The 24934-nt window shown below is 32.5% G+C and carries 22 protein-coding genes; 11 read left to right on the top strand and 11 right to left on the bottom strand.

Features of this window, described 5'->3' with window-relative positions:
- Positions 1 to 20 precede the first annotated feature (20 nt).
- Positions 21 to 2423: a phosphoenolpyruvate synthase gene (gene ppsA, locus IRZ83_RS13255; protein ID WP_194569405.1), complete on the bottom strand. Its 2403-nt coding sequence runs from the start codon at positions 2421 to 2423 to the stop codon at positions 21 to 23.
- Between the two features lie 264 nt (positions 2424 to 2687).
- Here ppsA and dinD point away from each other — a divergent pair, with 264 nt between their 5' ends.
- From dinD to IRZ83_RS13235, 4 genes are all read left to right on the top strand, one after another.
- On the top strand, positions 2688 to 3572 hold the full coding sequence (gene dinD, locus IRZ83_RS13250; protein ID WP_194569403.1) for a DNA damage-inducible protein D: 885 nt from the start codon (positions 2688 to 2690) through the stop codon (positions 3570 to 3572).
- 41 nt (positions 3573 to 3613) lie between these two features.
- A complete protein-coding gene (locus IRZ83_RS13245) occupies positions 3614 to 4036 on the top strand; it encodes an MgtC/SapB family protein (protein ID WP_029272419.1) in 423 nt (140 codons plus the stop codon).
- Positions 4037 to 4125: 89 nt separating this feature from the next.
- Positions 4126 to 4566: a hypothetical protein gene (locus IRZ83_RS13240; RefSeq protein ID WP_194569401.1), complete on the top strand. Its 441-nt coding sequence runs from the start codon at positions 4126 to 4128 to the stop codon at positions 4564 to 4566.
- A gap of 133 nt (positions 4567 to 4699) precedes the next feature.
- Positions 4700 to 5158: an RNA methyltransferase gene (locus IRZ83_RS13235; protein ID WP_194569399.1), complete on the top strand. Its 459-nt coding sequence runs from the start codon at positions 4700 to 4702 to the stop codon at positions 5156 to 5158.
- A 76-nt stretch (positions 5159 to 5234) separates the two neighbouring features.
- Here the strand turns inward: IRZ83_RS13235 and IRZ83_RS13230 are convergent, their stop codons facing one another.
- The 3 genes from IRZ83_RS13230 to mnmE all read right to left on the bottom strand — a co-directional run bounded on the left by IRZ83_RS13230 (position 5235) and on the right by mnmE (position 8076).
- Complete coding sequence (locus tag IRZ83_RS13230) at positions 5235 to 5591, bottom strand: hypothetical protein (protein ID WP_029272416.1); 357 nt, start codon at positions 5589 to 5591, stop codon at positions 5235 to 5237.
- 266 nt (positions 5592 to 5857) lie between these two features.
- Entirely contained in the window at positions 5858 to 6490 is a 633-nt protein-coding gene (locus tag IRZ83_RS13225) for a nitroreductase family protein (RefSeq protein ID WP_194569397.1), read from the bottom strand.
- Positions 6491 to 6675: 185 nt separating this feature from the next.
- Entirely contained in the window at positions 6676 to 8076 is a 1401-nt protein-coding gene (gene mnmE / locus IRZ83_RS13220) for a tRNA uridine-5-carboxymethylaminomethyl(34) synthesis GTPase MnmE (RefSeq protein WP_194569395.1), read from the bottom strand.
- A 184-nt stretch (positions 8077 to 8260) separates the two neighbouring features.
- Here mnmE and IRZ83_RS13215 point away from each other — a divergent pair, with 184 nt between their 5' ends.
- Both IRZ83_RS13215 and IRZ83_RS13210 read left to right on the top strand, forming a co-directional pair.
- A complete protein-coding gene (locus IRZ83_RS13215) occupies positions 8261 to 9094 on the top strand; it encodes a universal stress protein (RefSeq protein ID WP_194569392.1) in 834 nt (277 codons plus the stop codon).
- Positions 9095 to 9160: 66 nt separating this feature from the next.
- Complete coding sequence (locus tag IRZ83_RS13210) at positions 9161 to 10933, top strand: MutS-related protein (RefSeq protein WP_194569391.1); 1773 nt, start codon at positions 9161 to 9163, stop codon at positions 10931 to 10933.
- A gap of 169 nt (positions 10934 to 11102) precedes the next feature.
- On the opposite strand, the gene IRZ83_RS13205 is transcribed toward IRZ83_RS13210, so the two are convergent.
- The 6 genes from IRZ83_RS13205 to IRZ83_RS13180 form a co-directional block, all read right to left on the bottom strand.
- Positions 11103 to 11732, bottom strand: a complete 630-nt coding sequence (locus tag IRZ83_RS13205; RefSeq protein WP_029272411.1) for a DsbA family protein — start codon at positions 11730 to 11732, stop codon at positions 11103 to 11105.
- Positions 11733 to 12326: 594 nt separating this feature from the next.
- The gene (gene dnaN, locus IRZ83_RS13200; RefSeq protein WP_026730732.1) at positions 12327 to 13445 is read right to left on the bottom strand and encodes a DNA polymerase III subunit beta; all 1119 of its coding nucleotides are present in this window, start codon (positions 13443 to 13445) and stop codon (positions 12327 to 12329) included.
- A gap of 107 nt (positions 13446 to 13552) precedes the next feature.
- Positions 13553 to 15238, bottom strand: coding sequence for a gliding motility-associated ABC transporter substrate-binding protein GldG (gldG, locus tag IRZ83_RS13195; RefSeq protein WP_194569389.1), 1686 nt, complete (start codon positions 15236 to 15238; stop codon positions 13553 to 13555).
- Positions 15238 to 15963 carry a gliding motility-associated ABC transporter permease subunit GldF gene (gene gldF / locus IRZ83_RS13190; RefSeq protein WP_194569387.1) on the bottom strand — a complete coding sequence of 242 codons (726 nt, stop codon included), beginning with the start codon at positions 15961 to 15963 and terminating at the stop codon, positions 15238 to 15240. The genes gldG and gldF overlap by 1 nt, the downstream gene beginning before the upstream one ends.
- A 162-nt stretch (positions 15964 to 16125) precedes the next feature.
- Positions 16126 to 16422: a putative quinol monooxygenase gene (locus IRZ83_RS13185; protein ID WP_194569385.1), complete on the bottom strand. Its 297-nt coding sequence runs from the start codon at positions 16420 to 16422 to the stop codon at positions 16126 to 16128.
- Positions 16423 to 16715: 293 nt separating this feature from the next.
- Positions 16716 to 17543 carry an S-adenosyl-l-methionine hydroxide adenosyltransferase family protein gene (locus IRZ83_RS13180; protein WP_029272407.1) on the bottom strand — a complete coding sequence of 276 codons (828 nt, stop codon included), beginning with the start codon at positions 17541 to 17543 and terminating at the stop codon, positions 16716 to 16718.
- Between the two features lie 317 nt (positions 17544 to 17860).
- On the opposite strand from IRZ83_RS13180, the gene IRZ83_RS13175 reads away from it, so the two are divergent.
- The 5 genes from IRZ83_RS13175 (at position 17861) to IRZ83_RS13155 (ending at position 24129) form a co-directional block, all read left to right on the top strand.
- Positions 17861 to 18811: a PhoH family protein gene (locus tag IRZ83_RS13175; protein ID WP_026984005.1), complete on the top strand. Its 951-nt coding sequence runs from the start codon at positions 17861 to 17863 to the stop codon at positions 18809 to 18811.
- A gap of 151 nt (positions 18812 to 18962) precedes the next feature.
- Entirely contained in the window at positions 18963 to 19445 is a 483-nt protein-coding gene (locus IRZ83_RS13170; protein ID WP_194569383.1) for a hypothetical protein, read from the top strand.
- A 226-nt stretch (positions 19446 to 19671) separates the two neighbouring features.
- A complete protein-coding gene (locus IRZ83_RS13165; protein ID WP_194569381.1) occupies positions 19672 to 20502 on the top strand; it encodes a Cof-type HAD-IIB family hydrolase in 831 nt (276 codons plus the stop codon).
- A 169-nt stretch (positions 20503 to 20671) separates the two neighbouring features.
- Positions 20672 to 23020: a S9 family peptidase gene (locus tag IRZ83_RS13160; protein WP_194569379.1), complete on the top strand. Its 2349-nt coding sequence runs from the start codon at positions 20672 to 20674 to the stop codon at positions 23018 to 23020.
- Positions 23021 to 23172: 152 nt separating this feature from the next.
- Entirely contained in the window at positions 23173 to 24129 is a 957-nt protein-coding gene (locus tag IRZ83_RS13155; RefSeq protein ID WP_194569377.1) for a phosphoribosylaminoimidazolesuccinocarboxamide synthase, read from the top strand.
- A 63-nt stretch (positions 24130 to 24192) separates the two neighbouring features.
- On the opposite strand, the gene IRZ83_RS13150 is transcribed toward IRZ83_RS13155, so the two are convergent.
- On the bottom strand, positions 24193 to 24732 hold the full coding sequence (locus IRZ83_RS13150; protein ID WP_194569375.1) for an SRPBCC family protein: 540 nt from the start codon (positions 24730 to 24732) through the stop codon (positions 24193 to 24195).
- Positions 24733 to 24934 lie beyond the last annotated feature (202 nt).

Raw genomic sequence — 24934 nt, 5'->3', positions numbered from 1 at the left:
TTTCAAAAATAATTACAGCGCTAAATAATACAATCTTTTTCTTGACAAGATTTATGTAATGCTTGGTTAATATTATTAATACCACTTATCACAGAATCAGCATTAAATGAGATACTGGTGATTCCTGCTTTTACCAAAAAAAATGTAAATTCTGCTGAGTCACTCGGTGCTTGTCCACACAAACCAATTTTTTTATTCATTTTATTTGCTGTTTGTATCATTTGACGAATTAGTGTTTTCGAAGCTTTATTTTGCTCATCAAAAAGATCAGCTATTAATTCGGAGTCTCTATCTATACCTAAAGTCAGTTGTGTTAGGTCATTAGATCCTATAGAAAAACCATCAAAAATTTGAGCAAATTCTTCTGCAAGTAACACATTAGATGGTATTTCAGACATGACATATATTTCTAGTCCGTTTTCGTGCTGTTTTAAACCGTATTCTGCCATAAGTGCAATAACTCTTTTTCCTTCTTCAGGAGTACGGCAAAACGGAATCATGAGTTTTACATTGGTGAGTCCCATTTCATCACGAACTACTTTCATAGCCTGGCATTCGAGCTTAAATCCCTCACGATATTTTTCATGATAATAACGAGAAGCACCGCGAAAGCCTAACATTGGATTTTCTTCCTGTGGTTCAAAAAACGTACCGCCAAGAAGTCCTGAATATTCATTACTCTTAAAATCGCTCATTCTTACTATAACTTCTTTTGGATAAAAAGCTGCAGCTATTGTGGCAACACCCTGCGATAGTTTTTCGATGAGATAATCTTCTTTAGTATTATAATTTTCCGTGAGTTTATTAATTGCTAGGCTTTGAGTTGGATCAGTAACTTTTTCGGGATGAATGAGTGCCATTGGATGTGTTTTTACATTATGAGTTATAATAAATTCAATACGAAGCAATCCCACACCATCATTAGGATAAAAAGAAAGCTCAAAAGCTTTTTCCGGCTCAGAAACAATAAGCTGGACTTTTGGTTTTTCAGGCAGTTTAATTTTATCAAGGGCGGTGGTTGTTTGAATGTATTTCAATTTATCTTTATATACATATCCTGTTTTTCCTTCGGCACAGCTTATTGTAATTAAATCACCATCTTTGATTAACTCCGTAGCATTTTCTGTTCCTACTATAGCGGGAGTTCCAAGTTCACGAGCGACTATCGAAGCGTGACTTGTTCTTCCTCCTTTATTAGTGATAATTCCGGCCACTTTTTTAAGGATAGGATCCCAGTCTGGACTAGTAAAATTGGTAATAAGGATATCTCCCTTATGCAATTCTAAAGCTTCTTCGGGAGAAAACAATATTCTGGCACAACCGCTGGTTATAGCATTGCCTATAGCTTCTCCCGTTATAATGACTGATCCTTTTTTCTCTAATTTATAAGAATTGATTGATAAGGTCTTTATCTGTGAATGGACAGTTTCTGGTCGGGCCTGAATGATATAAAGCTCACCATTTAAACCGTCTTTTGCCCACTCAAAATCCATTGGCTTTTTATAATGATTTTCTATAACTAGCGCCCATCTGGCCAGTTTTTCAATTTCATAATCGTCAAGAACAAATTGATTGCACCATTTTCGTGGCGTTACTTTTAGAACAGTTGAATTTATTCCGGCTGAATTTTCATTGTAAATAAGCATCTTAGTTTTTGTACCAAGGTTTTTTTGTAATATGGCTCTTTTATTATTTTTAATAGAAGTCTTAAACACAAGAAATTCATCGGGTGTTACAGTTCCCTGAACAATTGTTTCGCCCAAACCCCAAGTACCCGCAATATGAATCAAATCACGAAATCCAGACTCGGGTTCAAGCGTAAATCCTATTCCTGAACAAGCCAAATCTGAACGAACCATTTGCTGAATTCCTACCGAAAGAAATACTTTGTCATGATCAAAACCTTTATCCTGTCTGTATTTAATGGCTCTATCTGTATAAAGTGATGCAAAACAGCATTTAACCGCATATATAAGTGGCATAGTTCCTTTTATGTTTAAAAACGAATCATGCTGTCCTGCAAAACTTGCATTAGCAAGATCTTCTGCTGTCGCACTGCTTCTTACTGCAACCGCAAGTTCATTGCCTTCAGATAAGCTGTTGTAAGCAGATGAAATAGCAGTTTGTAAATCCAGCGGAAACTTTGCATCTAGTAATAATTTTCGGGCTTTTAAACCGATTTCACTCAAGTTCGTGAACTCTTTCTTGTCCAAAATTTTCATTAGTTCGTCTAGTTGTGCACTTAGATTATTATAAATAATAAAATCTTTATAAGCAGTTGTAGTAATGGCAAAACCATTTGGAATCCTAATTCCTTGCGGAATAAGATTGTTGTACATTTCTCCCAAAGAAGCATTTTTACCTCCTACTTTATTAACATCATTAATCTCAATTTGATTAAATTTTAAAATATACTTTTCCATTTTCATTGCTTTTAAAATCTTGTTTTACGGCTCTAATTTTTATAATAAAGATAAATTCAAACGCAATTATTAGAAAATGACGGCAATCATGCAATGATTTTTTTTTTAGTTTTTGACTTTATAATATGTGATGCAGATCATTTTACAGAACTAAATAATAATTGACATTTGTCACATCATATTAGATAAATACAAGGAATTTGTATATAATTGATTTGTGACGAGATCAATTTTAGCAATTTCATAATTGAAAAAATCTGTAGCATGAAAACAAGGAAATCACAAGCAAAAAAGAGATCTGTTTTTGAAAAACTCCGAAAAACAGATAGGGCAGGTCATGAATATTGGAGTGCTAAAGAGCTTTCAAAATTGCTGGATTATTCTAAATACAGTTTGTTTTTGAAAGTATTAGACAAAGCAAAAGCGGCTTGTATCAATGCTAGTCAAGATACGTTTATACATTTTAAAGATGTCAATCCAATAAAATCAGTCGGGGATGACTTGCAAAGGAATAATGGAGAGGTAAAATTATCACGTTACGGCTGTTATCTCGCAATTCAAAATGCAGATCCAAATTTTAAGCCCGTTGCACTGGCGCAGGCCTATTTTGCATCACAAACTCGTTTGCAGGAACTAAAGCAACAACAGCAGCGTAAAAATTTAAAAATTATAAAAGAAAGAAGGTATTTTCTTCGCGAGGAACTGGCTAAAAGAAATCTTCAACTGGCCGGCGCAGCGCGCAAAGCAGGTATTACAACCCCGAGTGATTATGCATTTTTTCAGAACCATGGTTATAGAGGGCTTTACGGAGGACTAGATGTAAAAGCAATCCGTGAGACAAGACATCTTGATCCTGATGAAAACATTTTGGATCATATGGATATTACTGAGCTGTCAGTCAATTTATCTCGTGTTACGCAAACTGCCGAGAAACTAAACCGTGATCAGATACATGATATTGTTGATGCCAATAGTATTCATTATGCTGTGGGATTAAAAGTTCGTAAAGCTCTCGAAGGCACAGGAAATACTTTGCCAGAGAATATGCCAGTATTAGAAAATATAACGCTAAAGAAGCAAAAAGATAAAGAATTGACTTCGCAAAAAAAAAGCAAAAAAGAGTTTACAGTAAATTCGATTAGTAAATAAACTTAGAAGGCAAATGTTTAACCCTTAAAAAATAAATAATTTTGACTATAATAGAATTTTCATTACGATTGGTAGTGGCTTTAATCGCAGGATTAATTATTGGTTTTGAGCGACAATGGCATCACAAAGAAACGGGTCTTACAACAAATATGCTTGTCGCTACAGGAGCAGCAGCTTTTGTGTTATTATCTATAAAGGTTTCAGCAACAGCAACAAATATTGATGTCACCAGAATTACTGCTCAAGTTGTTATGGGTGTTGGTTTTCTAGGAGCGGGAGTTATTTTTAGAGAAGGACCAAATGTACATGGACTTAACTCTGCAGCTACAATATGGTGCAGTGCAGCTATTGGCTGTATTACTGCGTCAGGTTATTTTATAGAGGCTTTATTGTGTACACTTTTAGTTACCATTGTAAATACTGTTCTAGAACCATTAGATCAATGGCTGCGAAACAGGAAATAGTGACATCAGCAATTTTCTTTTTTAAAAGCAGATACGTTCTGCAATCAGCTTAAATAATAACCGCAGGAAGAATTAAATAAAGTAATTATATGAAAACAAAGTTCTATGTATTGGCTGTAATTGTGGTACTGTTTTATTGCTGTCAAAAAAAGGATTGGACAGGTTCAGATGAAAATGGTATTCAGACAGATTCAGTTGAAATCTCTGGAGTCAATAATGAGATGCTTAAAAAATGGTTCTCATTGAATAGGGAATCAGATAGTATTATGAATGCAGCAGAACTTATTATTCATCAACAGAGAGAAGAATTAGAATCCCATCCACAGGATGAACGAGAGTACATTAATACACATATCAATGAAGCGGAAGAGCATCTTGAGAAAATGAAAAAAAAACTACGATATATTAAGAAATTTGCTTCTAATATCGAAAGTTATGATCCCGCCTTACAGCCTAAAATTGACTCATTAAAAGAAGACTATATTAACGAGGAATTGAAGCTTAAGGACGCATTAAAACAGTTATGGTAGTTTGAATTTTTTTGAATTTCTATCTTATAAAATAGTATAAATTCAAAAAGCAATATAGAATAGGCAATGAATTTACTCCGTTTCAGCTCAATAAAAATTGACTTATGTGCTTACAGTTTGTATTTTTGCCCTTATGAATGATAATTTTATAAATGAATATTTCGGGATAGGAATACAAAATGGCAAAACTCCTGAAAATTTGGGCGTATTGTGGCGATCGGCTCAAAACTTAGGTGCTACTTTTATATTTACCATAGGTAATCGATATGCCAAACAAGCCTGTGATACTCACGATGCTGTAAAAGCAATTCCTTATTTTCATTATGATACTTTTGAAGCTTTTTTTGAAAACTTACCGAAAGGAGCACGATTGGTTGGGGTTGAATTAGATGAAAAAGCTTCTGATTTAGAAACCTTTGAACATCCAAGACGTTGTGTTTATTTATTAGGTGCAGAAGATCATGGCTTATCCAAAAAAGTAATGGATAAATGCCACCACTTAGTAAAATTCAAATCTGCAAAAAGTTTAAATGTAGCTGTGGCAGGAACTATAATTATGTACGACAGAAACTTAGCTAAACCACGTTCTTAAAACAAAATTTACTAGTAATTATTTTCAATAAAAAAAGAGGTGATTTATTTTTCAACGCATTTTTAGATTTTTATAATTAGTTTAGATTTTTACTTTTAATTCTTAAACAGCGCTCCGTTCCTAAAAAAAGCGGATTTCCGTGTTTTTCAGACCAAAAACCTTCTAGTACATCTTTAGTTATGCATTTATAAACTGCAACTCCTTTATAGGTTTTATTTTCATCTCCTTTATAACTAAAATTAATGACTAAAATATTGTCTTTAAAGAAACCGTAACCCTTTTGTTGTTGAGTATTATTGATTAACCATTGCGCAATAATTCGATTATTTTCATCAAGAGATAAACTTAAAATACCTTTGTAAGTTATTTGGTCGCTCTCATCTTGATTACTTCCCGAAATAGAATAATCACCAATTAAATGTTGTACAGTCATTGCTTATTGAGGCAGAAATTTCAATCTCGTTTTAATATTTTTAAACATTGGACAGAACATCTCCAATAATTTTATGCAAAAGTAATAATTTCCAGATAATAGTAACAGCAATTTAGTGGCTGTAGAATTGTTTTAACTATGACAATTGTTTCAGATCGTTATATTCAAATACTACTTCATTCCATTTTATTCCATAATAAAAATTCTGAGCTGAAATTTTATATTCCGCTCAGAATTTCCATTGTAACTAGAGTATATTAAGTCTGTTACTTAATTTCTGTGATAAAAGTTTCTTTAGGCGTTCTAACTTTTTTCATATTTACAAGCCAGTCATTTGCCTCATCTCTATAGCCAAGAGGTAATAAAACAGCACTTTTCAATCCTTTCTCTTTTAATTCTAAAAGCTTATCTAATTCCGCTGGAGTAAAACCTTCCATTGGTGTTGCATCTACTTTTTGCTCTGCAGCGGCTGCTAATGCAGTTCCTAACGCAATATATGCCTGACGTGCTGCATGATTAGCATGCCATTCCTGCGGAAGAGGCTCATACATACCCCAAAGCGTTTTTTTATAATCATCCATTGTATTTGCAGGAAGCCCTCTTTCGGCAAGTGTTCTTGCAAAAACTTTTTCGATTCTCTCCAGAGAATAACCATCCCAGGCAGCGAAAACCAAGAGGTGAGAGCAGTCTGTGATTTGGCTTTGGTTCCATGCCAAAACTTTAATCTTTTCCAAAAGTTCAGGATTTGTGATTACAAATATTTCGTATGGCTGCAATCCAGAAGAAGACGCTGTTAGTCTTGTTGCTTCTAATATGTAGTCTAATTTTTCTTGAGGAACTACATTTCCATTCATTTTTTTAGTAGCATAGCGCCACTTCAGATCTTCTATTAAACTCATTTTTCAGTTTTTTATGTTATATCTGTAAATTTATAAAATGGTATGCTTTTACTATCTTTTAAAATCAAAAATAATTGTTAAGAAAATGGATTAGTAAACTGACCCTACAGAAATAGCAGATCCTTGTATTTGAATCGAAGTGATATAAAATCGTTTCTTGTTTATTTTGCTATCTTTTGTTAGCTTTATTTCCCAATACAAAAATTAGCAAAAATATTCCCCAGCAATTCATCATTAGAAACTTGCCCAGTAATGAGTCCAAATTGATATAAAGCTTCGCGAATATCAAGTGCAATCAAATCACTTGAAAGATTCGTTTCAAGACCAAATTTTACTTTCTGAATTTCATCTAATGCTTTCAATAAAGAATCATAATGTCTTGTATTAGTTACAATTGTTTCGTTATTGCGTAAAGCTCCAGTATTTACAAATGAAAGTAATTTATCTTTCAATTCTTCAATTCCAATATTTGCTTTGGCAGAAATTTTTAAAAGTGTTAAATCTAAAGTTTGAAGCTTCTCGTTGATTTTTTCAATTTCGATTTCGCTTAATAAATCGACTTTGTTTATTACGACTAATATAGGTTTTAACGGATATTTATTTTTAACCTTTTCAATTTCTACAATATATTCAGAACCTGAAGTTTGAAACTTGAAACCATCAAACAAAAAGATAACGACTTGTGCCTGATCTATTTTTTCAAATGTTTTTTTGATTCCAATGCTTTCTACAACATCTTTTGTTTCACGAATTCCAGCAGTATCAATAAATCTAAAGCCAATGCCACCAATTACAAGTTCATCTTCAATTGTATCGCGCGTTGTTCCGGCAATGTCAGAAACAATCGCTCTTTCTTCATTCAATAAAGCATTCAGCAAAGTTGATTTTCCGACATTTGGTTCGCCTACAATGGCAACGGGAATTCCGTTTTTAATTACATTTCCAACTGCAAATGAGTCAATTAAACGTTTTAAAACAAATTCAATTCGGTTTAATAATTCATGAAACTGAGTTCGGTCTGCAAATTCTACATCTTCTTCAGCAAAATCTAATTCCAATTCAATTAGAGAAGCAAAATTCAAAAGTTCTTCACGAAGTTTGGCAATTTCGTTACTAAAACCGCCTCGCATTTGCTGCATTGCAATTTGGTGCGAAGCTTCATTGTCTGATGAAATTAGATCGGCAACCGCTTCTGCCTGTGATAAATCAAGTTTTCCGTTTAAGAATGCTCTTAAGGTAAATTCTCCTGCATCTGCCATTCTGCAGCCTTTTCTCAATAATAACTGAATAATTTGCTGTTGAATATAAGTAGAGCCGTGGCATGAAATTTCGATTGTATTTTCGCCCGTATACGAGTTTGGTCCTTTAAAAACAGAAACTAATACTTCATCAAGTGTTTTTGAACCATCTACAATATGTCCTAAATGCAGAGTGTGTGTTTTTTGCTGCGTTAGATCTTTGTTTTTGATGGATTTAAAAACTGAGTTTCCGATCGAAATTGCATCAGAACCCGAAATACGAATGATAGCAATAGCTCCAGCTCCTGATGGAGTAGCTAATGCAACTATAGAATCTTGATTTATCATATTACAAAGGTATAAAAAAAGCCATAAAGTTTTGAGATTGAAGTAAAGCTGAAAATGGAATTTATCAATTCAAATGATTCAAATTTTAATAAATTGTTAAGTGTTAAATTACTGATAATTATCAGGTTGTTTTGTTTTTAGAATGCCTAAATTTGAGAGAAGATACCTTAAAATACTAAACAAAATGAAAAAGATATTATTTCCAACAGATTTTTCTGAAGCAGCAACAAATGCATTTGTACATGCTTTAGAGTTTGCTAAAATTGTCAACGCTGAACTTATTTTACTGCATACTTTTGAAATTCCAGTTTACGACAGTCAGTTTTTTCCAGAAAACTATGCGTCGATTTACAGCTCGATAGAACTGGCAAAGTTTGAGATGTTTAAAGATGAAATTCCGAAATTGAGAACTATTGCAATTGAACGAAAATTGGAAGATATTGTAATTAAGCATCGATTGATGGATGGCGATTTAATTTATAATTTGAAAAATGCTATTGAAGAAGATAAAGTAGATTTTGTAATTATGGGAACCACAGGTGTTTCTGACTGGACCAAATTCTTTATCGGATCAAATACAAATTCGGTAATTTCGGGTGTTAAAGTTCCTGTTTTGTGTATTCCGGTTACAGCAAAATTCAAAAAAATAAAACTTATAGGATTTACTACCCGTTATCGTGAAAAAGATAAACAAGAACTTCGAAAAGTACTTGAAATTGCCAAAAAAACGAATGCTAAAGTAAAAAGTTTATATGTTAGAACTTCAAATTCAGATGTTTCAGATGTTACGATTAAAGAATGGGAACATGAATTTGCAAATGAAAATGTTGAGTTTTTAGTCTTGCCAAGTGACGAAGTCAAAGAAACTATTCTAGATTTTATTCTTTATAAGGATATCGATATTTTAACCACGATTACACACAAAAAATCATTCTTTGAAAGTATTTTCGAATCCAGCTTTAGTCAAAAAATCACTAAAGAAGTTTCAGTGCCAGTTTTAATAATGCACGAAAGCTAAATTTGAAGATTTTAATATCGAAATTATAATGCAAAACCTATATTTGTAGTTCATCAAATTAATAAAATGGATTCATATCAAAATAAAGTCGAGCATTATTCTGAACTTTTTAATACAATCAATAAAAGATACAACAGTATAAGTATATTGCGCTTATTAAGTGTTTTTATTTGTCTTTTTATGTTGTTTTATTACATCAAGACTAATGATATGCTTTACGCAGCTTTTGCTTTTTTATCTTTTGTTGGTTTTATTTTTTTGATGCGAATTCATTCTAAATTATCCTTTCAAAAGGAAATTACGGCTGCAACTTTAAAAATTAATAAAAATGAAATCGCGTATTTAAATAGAGAAAAAATTCCTTTTGAAAACGGAATTGAATTCAACGATTTTCATCATCCATACGCTTACGATTTAGATATTTTTGGAGAACATTCTTTATTCCAAAATTTAAATCGGACTGCCACTTATGTAGGAAAAAAAACACTCGCAAATCAATTATTGAATCTTTTTTCAAATAAAGTAATTTTAGAAAATCAAAAAGCAATAAATGAACTTCAAACTAAGATCGATTGGCGTCAAGAATTCTTGGCATTGGCAACTGTCAGTCATGACAGTAAAAGCGCTTATGATTCGTTAATTAATTGGAATTCATTTAAAAATAATACTTTACCTAAAGTGTTAATTGCACTTTCATTTATAGTTCCCGCTTTATTTTTTGGAGTTTTAATTGCTTATTTTATTACCTCAAAAACGATATTATTATCTTATCTGACTTATATTTTTATTGGAAACATGATGATTATGGGGCGATCATTTAAACGCATTCAGTCAGAAATAGCAAAAGCTGATAATATTGACAAAATCATAAAACAATACAGTTTACTAGTTCAGAAAATCGAATCTGAAACTTTTCAATCTAAAAAATTAATTGATTTACAACAACAGCTTGTTTTTAAAAATGCAAAAGCAAGTGAACATTTAAAACAGCTTTCAGAATTATTTTCGAGAATGGATACGATTAATAATTTTGTTACAGCCATTGTTTTTAACGGAACCTTTTTATATAATCTGCATGTTTTGAAAGCACTTTTAAAATGGAAAGAAAGTCATTCTGAACAACTAGAAAAATGGATTGCTATCATTGGTGAATTTGAAGCTTTAAATAGTTTGGCAAATTTAGCCTACAATAATCCAGATTTTGTTTTTCCGGAAATCAATTCTGAACATAAAATTGGATTTGAAAATTTGAGTCATCCATTATTAAATCCGGCAACTAGAGTAGGGAATGATACGCATTTTTATCCGGAATCATTTATGATTTTAACAGGTTCTAATATGTCTGGAAAAAGTACTTTTTTGAGAAGTTTGGGAATAAATATGGTTTTAGGCGGAATAGGTTCAGTTGTTTGTGCTTCAAACGCTAACATTCATCCACTTCCTGTTTTAGTTTCAATGCGATTGTCCGATTCTTTGGCAGACAGTGAATCTTACTTTTTTGCAGAAATTAAACGTTTAAAACAAATTATGGACGCATTAGAAGATCGACCAGCTTTTGTTTTATTAGATGAAATTTTAAGAGGAACCAATTCTGATGACAAACGCAACGGAACTATCGAAGTAGTAAAAAAGATAATCGCTAAAAATGCAATTGGTGCTATCGCAACTCACGACATCGAAGTTTGTTTAACAACAAACGAATATCCAGATATTTTAACGAATCAGTGCTTTGAAGTTGAAATTAAAAATAACGATTTACATTTCGATTATAAACTAAGAAACGGAATCTGCAAAAATAAAAGCGCGACTTTCTTGATGCAGAAAATGGGAGTTATTTAGGATTTTAGAGTTGAGAGTTGAGATTTTGATCTAGTGGGATTAACCGCAAAGCACGCAAAAATTCTTATTCGCACGTTTGATAAAATCAAAAAGTTCGCAAAGCTTTATCTAAACTTCTAGAACTTTGCATAAATCTTTGCGTGCTCTGCGGTTAATCTAAAATCTAAAATTATTTAAGCACTTCCTTAATAGTATTCACAAAAGCTTCGACTGGCTGAGCGCCGGAAACAGCGTATTTTCGATCAAAAACAAAAAACGGAACACCTTGTACGCCAATTTCCTGGGCTTCGGTAATATCAGCTTTGACTTCTTTTAAAAATAAGTTTTCATCTTTTAGAACTTCTAAAACGTGATTCTGATCTAAACCAGCTTTTACAGCCAATTCTATTAAGGTTGGGCCATCATTTAAATCTCGTCCTTCTGTAAAATAAGCTTTAAAGAAAATCTCTTCCATTTCATCGCCTAATTTTTTACTTTTAGCCAATTGTATAATTCGATGAGATGTTAACGAATTTGAGATAATTGCTTTGTCAAAGTGATAATCTAAACCAACGCTTTTTGCGCGGTCTACGACACCTTTATGCATTTCTTTAGATTGTTCAACTGAAATTCCTTTTCGTTCAGCTAAAAACGTATAAACATCTTTTCCTGATTGAGGCGTAATGGTTGGATCAAGCTGAAAACTTTTCCACTCAATTTCAATTTCATCATTAGGAAACTGTTCCAAAGCCGTTTCCAATTGTCTTTTTCCGATATAACAAAACGGACACATGATGTCCGACCAAATTTCTATTTTCATACTACAAAGTTAAAGAAAAAATGTTTCAGGTTTCAATTCAACCGCAAAGTACGCAAAGGTCTACGCAAGGTTCGCTAAGTTCTTACATAAAGCTTTGCGCTCTTCAAGTTTGTGAATATAATCTGAGCACAAAAAACTTTGTGTGCTTTGCGGTAAAAATCAGCACAAACTATAATTGCATTTCAACTTGATCCCGAAGCTTCGGGACTGAAACCTGAAACTAGTAAACCCGACAGGTTTTTAAAACATGTCGGGTTTAGATTGTCGTTAAGTTAAATGTTATATAGTTTGTCATTTCGAGGAACGAGAAATCACACTAGTTGCTACGCAAAGTTAATTATCAATCCTTGTCGAATTACGAGTGTGATTTCTCGTTCCTCGAAATGACAACTTTGCGCAACCCGACAGGTTTTTAAACCTGTTGGGTTTAGATTGTCGCGAAAATCACCCTAAAATAAAAAACCGCAACCCTTTTTGAGAATTGCGGTTTTTAGGTATAAAAAATGGTTGGTTAATAGCGATGTTTTTTTTTACAATGATATGTCTTTAATTTGAAACTAAAAAAAATCCCTGTAACAAAAAGAAGTTTTGATGTTAACTATTTAACATTACGGGCATTACCAGCATTGTTACAGTTTCGCCTTCTTCTAAACCATCAACTGGCGTTAGAATTCCAGCTCTGTTTGGTAATGACATTTCCAACATAATCATGTCAGATTGTAAGTTGGTCAACATTTCAGTTAAGAAACGTGAATTGAAACCAATTTGCAAGTCATCTCCTTGATAATCACAAGTCAATCTTTCTTCGGCTTTGTTTGAGTAATCAATATCTTCAGCAGAAACGTTTAATTCTGCTCCGGCAATTTTCAAACGAATTTGGTGTGTAGTTTTGTTTGAGAAAATAGCAACACGACGAACAGAACTTAAAAATAAAGAACGGTCAATCATTAATTTGTTTGGATTTTCTTTTGGAATTACCGCTTCGTAATTTGGGTATTTTCCGTCGATCAAACGACACATTAAAATATAATTATCGAATGAGAAAGTCGCATTCGAATCGTTGTATTCAATTTTTACTTCAGCATCAGAACTTCCTAAAATACTTTTCAAAATATTCAAAGGTTTCTTTGGCATAATAAAATCAGCTACTTGAGAGGCTTTTACATCTGTACGAGCATATTTTACCAATTTGTGAGCGTCAGTTGCAACAAAAGTCAAGCCTTCTGGCGAAAACTGAAAGAAAACGCCAGACATTACAGGGCGTAAATCATCATTTCCGGCAGCGAAAATCGTTTTGCTTACTGCAGTTGCCAAAACATCGGCAGGAACCAAAGTTACAGACGGATCTTCAAGACTTACTGATTTAGGAAATTCTTCTCCAGCGGCGTATGCTAATGCATATTTTCCTGAATTAGAACTAATTTCAACTGTATTGTTATCTTCAACTGTAAAAGTTAAAGGCTGTTCTGGAAACGTTTTTAAAATTTCAAGTAAAAGCTTTGCAGGCACAGCTACGCTTCCTTTACTTTTAGAATCGATTGATAATGTTGCTGACATTGTAGTTTCAAGATCTGAAGCCGAAACAGTCAAGGCATCATTGTCTAGTTCAAATAAAAAGTTGTCTAAAATTGGCAACGTATTGTTACTGTTAATTACACTACCTAAAACTTGTAATTGTTTTAATAAGTACGAACTCGATACTATAAATTTCATCTGTTTTGTTTTATTTTTTGATGTGTTTTTTAGCAATTTGCAGGCTAAATATACGGATTACAAATATATCGTAAACAATCTTACTTTCGCAATTTTTTTATTAACATCTATTTACTGTATTTTCTTTTTCTCAAGTAAGTAAATACAAGTCCAAAAACCAATAAAATTAGAATTGGAAGTCCGATAGTTATGAATTGTGTTAATGTATAGTTTTCATAAACTTTCTCTTTATCTAATAAAGGCAAGTCAACATCTTTGCTTCTAATGTTAATAAGTCCGGTATCATCTAACAAATAATTGATGCAGTTCATGATAAAATCTTTATTATCATAAAGGTTTCCTGTTCGCTGGTCATAACCTAACTCAACTGGCATCATGTTTTTGTCTAATTGATTTCTGGCCAAATCTCCATCAGCAATTACAATCATTTTGTTTGGTTTTCCTTTTGACTGAAATGAATTTTCCTTGAAAGGCAAAACACGATTCTCAAATGCCGAATGAAAACTTCCTTCTAACAAAACAGAAAGCGGTAAATTTCCTTTATTCACATATTCTTGAGGTGAAGTATGTTCGGTTACACTATTCAAATTAATTTCAGATGGAGTTCCGATGGTTTTAGAATATTGAGAAGATTGTAATAAAACCGTCTTTTTGATTCCATTTTTTAAAGTGTCGATCGGACTCGCAAAATCAAATCTGATACCGCCTAAATTTTTTACAATTGGGTGTTTGCTTGTCGGGTAAACTTGAGGTGCAAATTTCCAAATAAAATCTTGATATTGAGTTGCGCTTCCTTGTTCTCCAGTTGCTAATTTTATTGGACTTCCTTGTTCATCTTTTACTAAATCAGGATTAATTCTGAATCCGTATTTAAAGAACATATCATTCAAATTCAAATCTCTCGGGTATGCCAACGTCGCTCCAGCTTGATTGTAAAGACTGTCCATGTCTGCTGCAACTTGATCAATCAGCCATAAAGTTTTACCGCCGTTCATGATGAACTGGTCTAAAACCTGTTTTTCTTCATCAGTAAAAGTTTGAGTTGGTTTTGAGATAATCGCTAAATCATATTTCTTCAAAGCGTCTAAAGTTCCGTTTGGATTTTGAGCTACTGAATCTAAAGTAAAAGGTCCGATATAATAGCTTTCGCGGATTTGCATCAACATTTTTGCAATGTGAACTTCGTTGATTTCGCCATTTCCTTTTATAATAGCTACCTTTTTTTGTTTGGCTTTTGTGATTTTATTAATAGCATCTGCAATTGAATATTCTAAATGCTGAATGGATCCAATTACTTTTTTCGTTGTCGAAGCGCCCATGATGTTTTTCAACAATGGAATATTAACTTCTTTATTATCATAAACGGCAACTGCCCAAGGAAAAACCATTGCTTGAGATTGTTTTCCTTTATCGTCAACAGTAATATTTATGGGAGTCATACCTTTTTGGTAAAGTGATTTTACCACGTCCATGCTTTCTTCTCCGTTTTCTAGCGGGTTTACGAATTCAAAAACTATATTTTTATTATAAGCTTGAAATTCTTCTAGTAATTGCTTCGTTTCCTGCTGTAAGCGTCTAAAATCTGCTGGCAAATCGCCTTGCATGTAGATCTTTATAGAAAGCGGATTTTTAACCTGTTTTACAATTTGGAGAGAAGTTTCAGATAAAGTATATCGTTTGTCTTTTGTTAAATCAAATCGGTGGAAAAATAAACTTCCTAATACATTTAAAACAATTAAAATGAAAACGGTAATACCTAATATTTTGATATTTTGTTGATTAGATGGTTTCATTACGCTTTAAAAGATTTTAATTGATAAACGGTAAAAGATAAAAACAATATAGTGATGCTTAAAAAGTAAATAACATCACGCGTATCAATAACGCCTCGGCTCATACTTTTAAAATGATCTTGCATTCCCAATGCAGAAACAATTCCAGAAACGCCAGGAACTAATGAAGCTATTCCTTCAAAACCAAAATAAAAGAAAAAACACAGAAAAACGGCAATGATAAAAGCAACAATTTGATTTTCTGACAGGGTAGAAGTAAAGATCCCTATTGCGGAATAAGAAGCAATTAAAAATAATAATCCAAAATAAGAACCAATTGTGCTTCCCATATCGATATTTCCTTCTGGAAGACCTAAATTCGAGATTACTTTTACATAAATAAAAGTTGGAATAATAGCTAAAACGATTAGAAGCAGCGAACCAAAAAATTTCCCATTTACAATTTCCCAAATTGATAATGGTTTGGTTAAAAGCAATTCAAGCGTTCCTTGTTTTTTTTCATCAGAGAAACTTCTCATCGTGACGGCCGGAATCAGAAAAATCAAAATCCATGGCGCTAAAGTGAAAAACGGAGTCAAATCGGCATAACCCGTATTTAAGATGTTGTAATCTCCTTCAAAAACCCATAAAAACAGTCCGTTGCTGATTAAGAAAATAGCAATGACCAAGTAGCCAATAGGAGAGCCAAAAAAGGATTTTATTTCTCGTAAAATTATAGACTTCATATATTTTGTTTCAAGTTTTTTGTTGTTTCAAGTTTCAAGTTGCTTTACTTTGCGAACTTTGTTTTAAAACTTTATAATTATATTATTTGCGTTCTTTGCGTTTAAATCGTCCCTAATTTCAGTTCCAGCATTATAACTTTAAACCTGAAACCTGAAACAATTTTAAACTAAAGAAACCACTTTATCTACGCTCCAAGCTTCTGGCTTTGCGTTGAATAATCTCTTTGTAAAATCCCAAACGGTGTTAAACAGTTCAGATTTTCTGTAATTTTCTAAATCTTCTTCGGTTTCCCAATAACTGTACGTAAAAAATATGCATTTGTCATTTTTGTCCTGATACAATTCTAAAAAACGATTTCCGTCTGCATTTCGTATTTTGTCTTTCACGGTTTCAAAATTCTCCAGAAAATCAGGAATTTTTTCTTCATGAAAACTCATTTTAACTATTCGAACAAACATGTATTCAATTTTAGATTTTAGATTGCAGTCCCGACACTTCGGGATAGATTTTCTAAATGCTGTTTCAGGTGGGCAAAAATACCAAAATTGATTGTTGTTTTTAGAAAAAAATAAAATATTATAAATTCATCGTTTTTTAGATTGATATTTCAAACATAGCCTTCGGTTTCAAACTCGGGCTATTTTTATAATGCAGTAAATAATTGGCCTGTTTTTAACGGCAAAAAAGAATAAATAATAATGTAAATCCGATCAATCGGCAAAATCTGCAAGCCATTTAAATAAAAAAAAATCTAAGAAAACTGAATCGTAATCACATCACGATAATTCAATCCCAACAAACTATTGGCAGAACCTACTTTTGATGGATTACTTCTAAAAATGGCAATTTCAAGAAAACCAGCTTCGTTAAAAATGGCCAGTTTTTCGCCTTCATACGTTTTTATCGGATATTTCTCAGAAGTAGCAATTGCAGAATAATTTGGCAAAATGGTTTTGATACTTTTTGGTTTCATCACAATTTCGTAGGGACGGCCTTTTGCCACTTCTAAAAATTGTTGTTTTGAAATGTTGGTTACAACGTTTCCGAAATGATCAATATAAATTACATATCCTTTTAGTGAATTTCCGTCGTTTGAAAGAACAGCCTGTAATTCTGTAATTTGTTTGATCTCCGCAATTTCTTTACCAATAACATTCAGTAATCCGCCTTTTGCAAGATGGCAGGCCACTTGAATAAAAATATCTAAATCGCTCGATTCACTCGGAAAACGGTCGTGTATGTTTATGGCAACAATTTTCTGCGGGACAATTTTCTGCGTAAGCATACTTAAAATACCATTATCGGCACAAATAAAGTAATGATCGTTCCATTGCATGGCAATGTGCAAATTCTCTTTATTGCGCTCGATATCGACTCCAATTAGATGCACAGTTCCTTTTGGAAAGCTTAAATAAGAAGCTCCAATAATATAACTCGCCTCAGCAGTGTTGAATGGATCAATATCGTGCGAAATGTCAACAATTTGAACCTCTGAATATTCAGAAAGTATTTTACCCTTCAGCGAACCAACAAAGTGGTCTTTTAAGCCGTAATCAGTAGTAAGGGTAATTATTGACATAATTTTGTTTATAACTATTGGTAGTATTTAAATCTAATTTTCATTAAATTTGAGAAATGCAAAGCTAATAATAGTAAATGCAAATTGAAAGAAAGAAAAGACAAAATATAATATTAGTCTCAGTTTTCAGTTTCAGTTTTCAGTCCGTAAAAAAGAATTGAATTTTGAAAAATAGTATTGCAGTAAAAATGGCTCAGTAAATTTTATTTAACTGTTCTTTTAAAACTATGACTGTGACTAAAAACTAAGACTAAAAAGATACCCGACAACCACCGATTTATTAAAACTGATTTATTTTTAATTTAAAATTACCTCATTTGAACGAAAGAATTATCGAGCTCATAGACATCGCTCCAAAAGACTTTTGGGGCGCTCAAGACTCTCATCTTGAAATAATTAAAAAGTATTACCCAAAGCTTAAAATAGTAGCAAGAGGGACAACTTTAAAAGCATTTGGCGAAAAAGAAGTTTTAGATGAATTCGAAAAGAGATTTCAAAGGCTTATGCTTCATTTTACCCGATACAACAACATTGATGACAATGTAATTGAACGCGTAATTATGAGTGATGGTCAGGATGAAAAAAAATCATACGATCATGACAAAATATTAGTTCATGGAGTGGGCGGTAAAATAATAAAAGCCATGACGCCTAACCAGCAGCTATTGGTAGATACTATAAAGAAAAATGATATGGTATTTGCTGTCGGGCCAGCTGGAACAGGAAAAACGTACACCGGCGTAGCAATGGCTGTTAAAGCGCTTAAAGACAAAGAAGTAAAAAGGATCATTCTTACCCGACCAGCAGTAGAAGCGGGAGAAAATCTTGGTTTTTTGCCTGGTGATATGAAAGAAAAACTGGATCCGTATATGCAGCCTCTTTATGATGCTTTGCGTGATATGCTGCCAAACGAAAAACTCGAAGATTACATTTTAAAAGGAATTATTCAGATTGCGCCATTGGCATTTATGCGTGGGCGCACACTCGATAACGCTTTTGTAATTCTTGATGAAGCGCAAAATACTACACACTCGCAAATGAAAATGTTTTTGACCCGTATGGGAAAAAACGCCAAATTCATGATTACGGGTGATCCTGGACAGGTCGATTTGCCGCGCAGAACTATCTCTGGTCTTAAAGAAGCGATTTTGGTTTTGAAAGACGTTGACGGAATCGGAATTATTTATCTGGATGATAAAGATATCGTGCGTCACAGATTAGTGAAAAAGGTAATCGATGCTTATAAACAAATTGAAAATCACGATTAAGTTTTGTGATTTTTTGTGAAATGTGAAATGTGAAATGTCAAATGTAAATCGTAAAATGTGTTTTGATGTTTAATGATATTCGTTTTCTACGTGATCTTTATAGAAATGTAGAAAACGAATATTTTTTTGGGCTGATTTTAAATGATAATTGATGACAAGTAGAATATTCAGTTTTTTGTTGTTTATAGGCTTAATTTCTTGCAAAAAAACAGAAGTTCATGTAAATAAATTTGTTGGTACATGGTATGATACAGAATATGTCATTCCAAATTTAACTATAATAAAAATTAAAGAAGATAGTACTTTTTCTTGCGTAAGTGGAGCTTGCACCTGGCATGGTTTTTCGAGAGGCAAATGGAAAGTTACAGGAGATTTTATAGAATTGAATACTGTAAAAATTGATAGTTGTTATGATGTTTTTCCATTTTTCAGTTGTCGTTTTTTTGATAAAAATAATGAAGCAAAAATGACAATCGAGGGTTGTAAACCAAAAAGTCCTGATTCTTATGTTATATTTGAAAACGAAAATTTTTATATTAAAAATGACTCATTAATTCTACAAATTAAACCTAGTTCTGGGTGTCCTGATACTTTAAAAATTGTTTTTGCCAAAACTCAAAAGATTAGAAAATGAAACAACAAGATGATTTCTACTTAAAACAAGTTACCAAAAGGTCTGTTTCTTGCATTAAAAGAAATTATGCTAAAATACAAGTTTAAAATATCCTATATTCAATCATTTAACGAAATAGTTAAATAAATAATAAACTTGCCGTATTTCGGGCTTTTAAAGCTTTCAGTTTTTTTTATTCTGAGCCTAAAACCGTAAATTTGCATATCATAAATACTTGATCTTTAATATGACAAAATTAAAAAATATAAAAGTTGTTGTAAGTGACTTAGACGGAACTTTACTCAACCCTCAACACAGAATATCAGATTATACTAAATCTATTTTTCAGGAACTTCATAATCAAAATTATCTTATCGTTGTTGCTACAGGCCGTCATCATCTTGATGCCACGGCTATTATTGAAACGCTTGAAGTTCCCGTTTATTTGGTAAGTTCAAACGGGGCTAGAATACATTCGCCAGAAAAAGAGGAATTATTTTCTTTTAATTTAGACAGTGATGTTGTAAAAGCAGCACTAAATGTCGAAATCGATCCAGAAATTACAGTAGTTTTATTCAAAGAAAATGTTTGGCAGACCAATAGAATAAGCGAAAAACTAAATGCTTTTCAAGCGGAATTAAAATATCATCCAGAATTAGTTGATTATAAAACTTTGGAAGATTTTGGAGCTATTAAAATTTTCTTCTCCTGTGATAATCATGAAAAATTAGTAAAATTAAAAGATGATATTTTAGCCAATTCTTCAGAACATTTGCATCATGCTTTTAGTTTGCCAACTTGCTTAGAATTTATGGACAAATCAATAGATAAAGCTGTTGCTATTGAAAGAGTTCTGGAGAAAAAAGGATTTACTTTGTCTGAAGCGGTTTCATTTGGAGACGGTTTTAATGATGTGCAAATGTTATCTGCGTCAGGAAAAGGTTTAATTATGGGCAATGCTCCCGCTTTATTAAAGGAAACTTTGCCAGATTTAGAAGTGATTAAAACCAATGCAGAAGATGGCGTTGCAAGATATATTTCTTCTAAAATTCTAAACAAGGAATTTGCTGCAGGTTAATTACGAATTTAAATCTTAGATTTTCAACAAAATTACAATCCTTGAAGTTAATTCTTCAGGGATTTTTTGTTTTAAGTATACAATTCACAAAGGATTTCGCAAGCAATTAGCAAAAACATTTTTTTAATAATTTTCAAAGTGTATTTTTGTTTTCTCAAAAACTACCACTATGACAAAAAACATTTTTATCCTTGCCTTTTTATTTCTTTCTATTTCCGGAAAAAGTCAAAATCTGAAGTTAGAAGAAATAATGAAAGGTGAATCTTTTATTGGAAATCAACCTACAAACGGACGCTGGTCACTAGACGGAAAAAAAGTTTATTTTGAATGGAATCCGAAAGATGAATTAGGAACAAATACTTATTCTTGGCAAAAAGGAGCTACAGCGCCAGTACTTGTTGATCCAACTGAAACTGTTTTTTCGAAACTTGATTTTAAAAGAAAAGACAATTCAGACATCGTTTATTATTTGAATAAAGGAAGTTTGTATTCGTACTCTATTAGTTCTAAAGTAATTAAAAAAATATACCAGCAAACTACTCCTGTTTCTAATCTTGAATTAGGTCATGAAGCCGGAATTTTATTTTTTCAGCAGAATAATAATATTTTCAAATATAACAGTAAGGAAGGAACTGTTCTTCAAATTACTAATTTTAGCAAAGGAGTTAAAAAAGAAAAAACACCTGAAAAAGATACTTTTCTAAAAACGCAGCAAAAAGAATTATTTCAATTCATTAAAGATAAAGAAGCCAGAAAACAATGGAATCTTGCTAAAAGCAAAGCGGTTAAGTCTGATTTTGCAAAAGAATATTTTTACGGAAAAGATAATCTTGTTGCTTTAAAAGCAAATCCAAACGGAAAATTTGCCACTTTTGGTTTAATTGAAGATAAAGAAGACAAAAAAGAAAAAATGGAAGTTTTTATAACTGATGACGGTTATAACCAAACTCCAGATACCAAAGAAAAAGTTTCTATAGCTAATTTGGTGAAAACGAAATTCGGAATCTATTCAGTTGCAAAAGATTCTGTTTATTATGTGAATTTCTCGACTTTAAGTCATATTCAAGATACTCCAAAGTATTATGAATCGTATGATAATTTAAAAAATAAACCAAAAGAAGATAAACTGATTGTAGCACAATCTCCTGTTTATAATGAAGACGGTTCATTGGCAATTGTTGAAATCAGAAGTCAGGACAATAAAGACAGATGGCTGGTGAATTTAAATCTTGACAATGGAACTTTTGAAGAAATCGAGCATCAGCATGACGAAGCTTGGATTGGCGGACCCGGAATTCCGTCTTACTCATTTTCATCAGGAAATTTAGATTTTCTAGCTGATAATGAAACCATCTATTTTCAATCTGAAGCGACTGGATATTCTCATTTATATACTTATAATATAAAAACAAAAAAGAAAACACAGCTGACAACAGGAAATTGGGAAGTTCGTGATGCAGTTTTATCAAAAGACAAAAAAGTATTTTATTTAACTACAAATACAACGCATCCAGGAAACAGAAGTTTCTATAAATTAGCTGTTGCTGATGGCGTTTTACAGCCAATTTTAACTAAAGATGGAGCACATGAAGTGGTGCTTTCGCCAGACGAAAAATCACTTTTAGTTCGCTATTCTTATAAAAATATTCCATGGGATTTTTATGTTGCGGACAATAAAAAGAATGCTGTTTTACAGCAAATTTCATCTTCAACAACTGAGGCTTTCAAGGCATATAAGTGGAGAGAACCTGAAGTAATTACATTTAAAGCGCAAGACGGAACTCCAGTAAATGCAAGAGTTTATATACCAAAAGCTGAAATTGCAAATAAAGCAGCGGTTATTTTTGTTCACGGTGCCGGATACCTTCAAAATGCTCACAATTATTGGAGCAATTATTACAGAGAATATATGTTTCATAACTTGCTGACTGATTTAGGTTACACCGTTTTAGACATAGATTACAGAGGAAGCGATGGTTACGGAAGAGATTTTAGAACTGGAATCTATCGTTTTATGGGCGGAAAAGATTTATCTGACCACTTAGACGGTAAAAAAGTATTGGTTGAAAAATATGGTATTGATGCTAATAGAGTTGGTATTTACGGCGGTTCTTATGGTGGATTTATTACTTTAATGGGAATGCTGACAACTCCAGGTGAATTCACTTCTGGTGCGGCATTGCGTTCTGTTACAGATTGGGCACATTACAATCATGGATATACAGGCAATATTTTGAATTTTCCAGAAACAGATCCAGAAGCTTACAAAAAAAGTTCACCAATTTATTTTGCGGATAATTTAAAAGGAAATTTAGTAATGCTGCACGGAATGGTTGATGATAATGTTGAATACAAAGACATTGTTCGTTTGTCACAACGTTTTATTGAATTACAGAAAAAGAACTGGAGTTTAGCTTCTTTCCCTGTAGAATCTCACGGATTTAAAGAAACCTATTCTTGGATTGATGAGTACGGAAGAATCTTGAATTTATTTAATTCGACACTTTTAAAACAATAATTTTTAAGTCACAGTTTCAGTTTTCAGTTAACGTTTTGCAGACTGGAGGCTGAGACTCCGACTGAATACTGAATACTTCTTTTTTTCTTTGCATGCTCTTTTAAATAGTTTTAAATTTGCATTCAAACAAAACAAAAATACAACTACATATAATGAGCAATACAATCACAACTACAAATTTTAATTTCCCGAATCAGAAATCAGTTTACCGTGGAAAAGTTAGAGAAGTTTACAACATTAACGACGAACTTTTAGTAATGGTAGCAACCGATAGACTTTCGGCTTTTGATGTAGTTTTGCCAAAAGGGATTCCGTACAAAGGACAAATTTTGAACCAGATTGCTACTAGATTCATGGAATTGACAGAAGATATTGTGCCAAACTGGTTGATAGCAACACCAGATCCAAATGTAGCAGTTGGACATTTATGTGAGCCTTTTAAAGTAGAAATGGTAATTCGCGGGTATCTTTCAGGACATGCTGCACGTGAGTATGCTGCAGGGAGAAGACAAATTTGCGGTGTTACAATGGCTGAGGGTTTAAAAGAAAATGATAAATTTCCAGAACCAATTATTACGCCAACTACAAAAGCTGATAACGGTTCTCATGACGAGGATATTTCGCGTGAAGACATTTTAGCTAAAGGAATTGTTTCTGAAGAAGATTATATAGTTTTAGAAAAATTCACTCGCGATTTATTTCAAAGAGGAACTGAAATAGCTGCAGAACGCGGTTTAATTTTAGTAGATACAAAATACGAATTCGGCAAAACAAAAGAAGGTGTTATTGTTTTAATTGATGAAATTCATACTCCAGATTCTTCTCGTTATTTTTATGCTGATGGATATCAGGAAAGACAACAAAAAGGGGAGGAGCAAAAACAATTATCAAAAGAATTTGTTCGCCGATGGCTAATCGAAAATGGTTTTCAAGGTCAAGAAGGCCAACAGATTCCCGAGATGACAGATGCTTATATCGAATCTGTTTCTGAAAGATATATTGAATTATACGAGAATATTCTAGGAGAAAAATTCGTAAAAGCTGATATTGCTAATATTGATCAGCGCATTGAGAAAAACGTAGTTGAGTATCTTGATACAAAAGAGTAATTTTTTAAGCCACGAATTTTAAGATTCGTGGCTTTTTTAATTTTATAAGAGCAATATAAATAGCTAATCTTCCATTTTAGCTTTCAGATTGTTCAGACCTTTTTGTAAATCATTTCCAATCATCTCATCCATTTTCATTATTGGCAACATAATGTTCATAGGATAAGGCATAACACCGCTGATTCCCCATTTTACCTTAGTTTGATTTCCTGCCTCAGATTCAGTAGACATAAAACCTACGGCATTATCTTCCATTGGTTTTTTAAAACGGAGTGCGAAATCAATACGTTTTCCTTTAGTAATTTTTGTAATTTCTTGTTCTCCAACCCCAACTTCTTTTACTTCGCTTTCCCACGCGGAGATTGATCCAACAGTACCATCAGTACCTTTATAAGTTGATTTCATCTTTGGATCAATATTTGCCCACACACTAAATTCATTTTGATTTTTTAAGTACTTCACATAATTAAAAACACTGTCAACAGGTTTATTGATTGTGATTTCTCTTTCGACAGCATATTTTTTAGGCATAAAAAGAGCTGCAATTAATACAATAGCTACAATTAAAATCAGAATGATTAAAATTTTTTTAATGATTCCCATAGTTTTTGGTTTTAAGTTAATAATGGTTATTATTTATTTTAATTAGTCGTAAAAGAAGGCTAATGAACGATATGTGCTAGTTTTTTGCAAAGTAAAGTTATAAAAGTTAAGCTTTCATTTTATGATATTTGAAATATTCAGTACAATTTTTTGTAAATTTTTGATTTAAACTGTAACATTTTGAGATTGTGAGCGTCTATTA

The sequence above is a fragment of the Flavobacterium sp. JLP genome, assembly GCF_015350755.1.
Lineage (GTDB): Bacteria > Bacteroidota > Bacteroidia > Flavobacteriales > Flavobacteriaceae > Flavobacterium.
The sequence above is the reverse complement of the archived record's forward strand: the minus strand, read 5'-3'. Positions and strand labels throughout refer to the sequence as shown.

What these genes read in the sequence shown, in the direction of transcription:
- gldF (WP_194569387.1), bottom strand. Translation starts at nt 15,963, where the DNA reads ATGAAGTCTATAATTTTACGAGAAATAAAATCCTTTTTTGGCTCTCCT.
- IRZ83_RS13235 (WP_194569399.1), top strand. Translation starts at nt 4,700, where the DNA reads ATGAATGATAATTTTATAAATGAATATTTCGGGATAGGAATACAAAAT.
- IRZ83_RS13205 (WP_029272411.1), bottom strand. Translation starts at nt 11,732, where the DNA reads ATGAAAATAGAAATTTGGTCGGACATCATGTGTCCGTTTTGTTATATC.
- IRZ83_RS13185 (WP_194569385.1), bottom strand. Translation starts at nt 16,422, where the DNA reads ATGTTTGTTCGAATAGTTAAAATGAGTTTTCATGAAGAAAAAATTCCT.
- IRZ83_RS13170 (WP_194569383.1), top strand. Translation starts at nt 18,963, where the DNA reads ATGACAAGTAGAATATTCAGTTTTTTGTTGTTTATAGGCTTAATTTCT.
- IRZ83_RS13165 (WP_194569381.1), top strand. Translation starts at nt 19,672, where the DNA reads ATGACAAAATTAAAAAATATAAAAGTTGTTGTAAGTGACTTAGACGGA.
- dnaN (WP_026730732.1), bottom strand. Translation starts at nt 13,445, where the DNA reads ATGAAATTTATAGTATCGAGTTCGTACTTATTAAAACAATTACAAGTT.
- IRZ83_RS13230 (WP_029272416.1), bottom strand. Translation starts at nt 5,591, where the DNA reads ATGACTGTACAACATTTAATTGGTGATTATTCTATTTCGGGAAGTAAT.
- IRZ83_RS13210 (WP_194569391.1), top strand. Translation starts at nt 9,161, where the DNA reads ATGGATTCATATCAAAATAAAGTCGAGCATTATTCTGAACTTTTTAAT.
- dinD (WP_194569403.1), top strand. Translation starts at nt 2,688, where the DNA reads ATGAAAACAAGGAAATCACAAGCAAAAAAGAGATCTGTTTTTGAAAAA.
- IRZ83_RS13160 (WP_194569379.1), top strand. Translation starts at nt 20,672, where the DNA reads ATGACAAAAAACATTTTTATCCTTGCCTTTTTATTTCTTTCTATTTCC.
- IRZ83_RS13215 (WP_194569392.1), top strand. Translation starts at nt 8,261, where the DNA reads ATGAAAAAGATATTATTTCCAACAGATTTTTCTGAAGCAGCAACAAAT.
- IRZ83_RS13240 (WP_194569401.1), top strand. Translation starts at nt 4,126, where the DNA reads ATGAAAACAAAGTTCTATGTATTGGCTGTAATTGTGGTACTGTTTTAT.
- IRZ83_RS13180 (WP_029272407.1), bottom strand. Translation starts at nt 17,543, where the DNA reads ATGTCAATAATTACCCTTACTACTGATTACGGCTTAAAAGACCACTTT.
- mnmE (WP_194569395.1), bottom strand. Translation starts at nt 8,076, where the DNA reads ATGATAAATCAAGATTCTATAGTTGCATTAGCTACTCCATCAGGAGCT.
- ppsA (WP_194569405.1), bottom strand. Translation starts at nt 2,423, where the DNA reads ATGGAAAAGTATATTTTAAAATTTAATCAAATTGAGATTAATGATGTT.
- IRZ83_RS13225 (WP_194569397.1), bottom strand. Translation starts at nt 6,490, where the DNA reads ATGAGTTTAATAGAAGATCTGAAGTGGCGCTATGCTACTAAAAAAATG.
- IRZ83_RS13155 (WP_194569377.1), top strand. Translation starts at nt 23,173, where the DNA reads ATGAGCAATACAATCACAACTACAAATTTTAATTTCCCGAATCAGAAA.
- gldG (WP_194569389.1), bottom strand. Translation starts at nt 15,238, where the DNA reads ATGAAACCATCTAATCAACAAAATATCAAAATATTAGGTATTACCGTT.
- IRZ83_RS13150 (WP_194569375.1), bottom strand. Translation starts at nt 24,732, where the DNA reads ATGGGAATCATTAAAAAAATTTTAATCATTCTGATTTTAATTGTAGCT.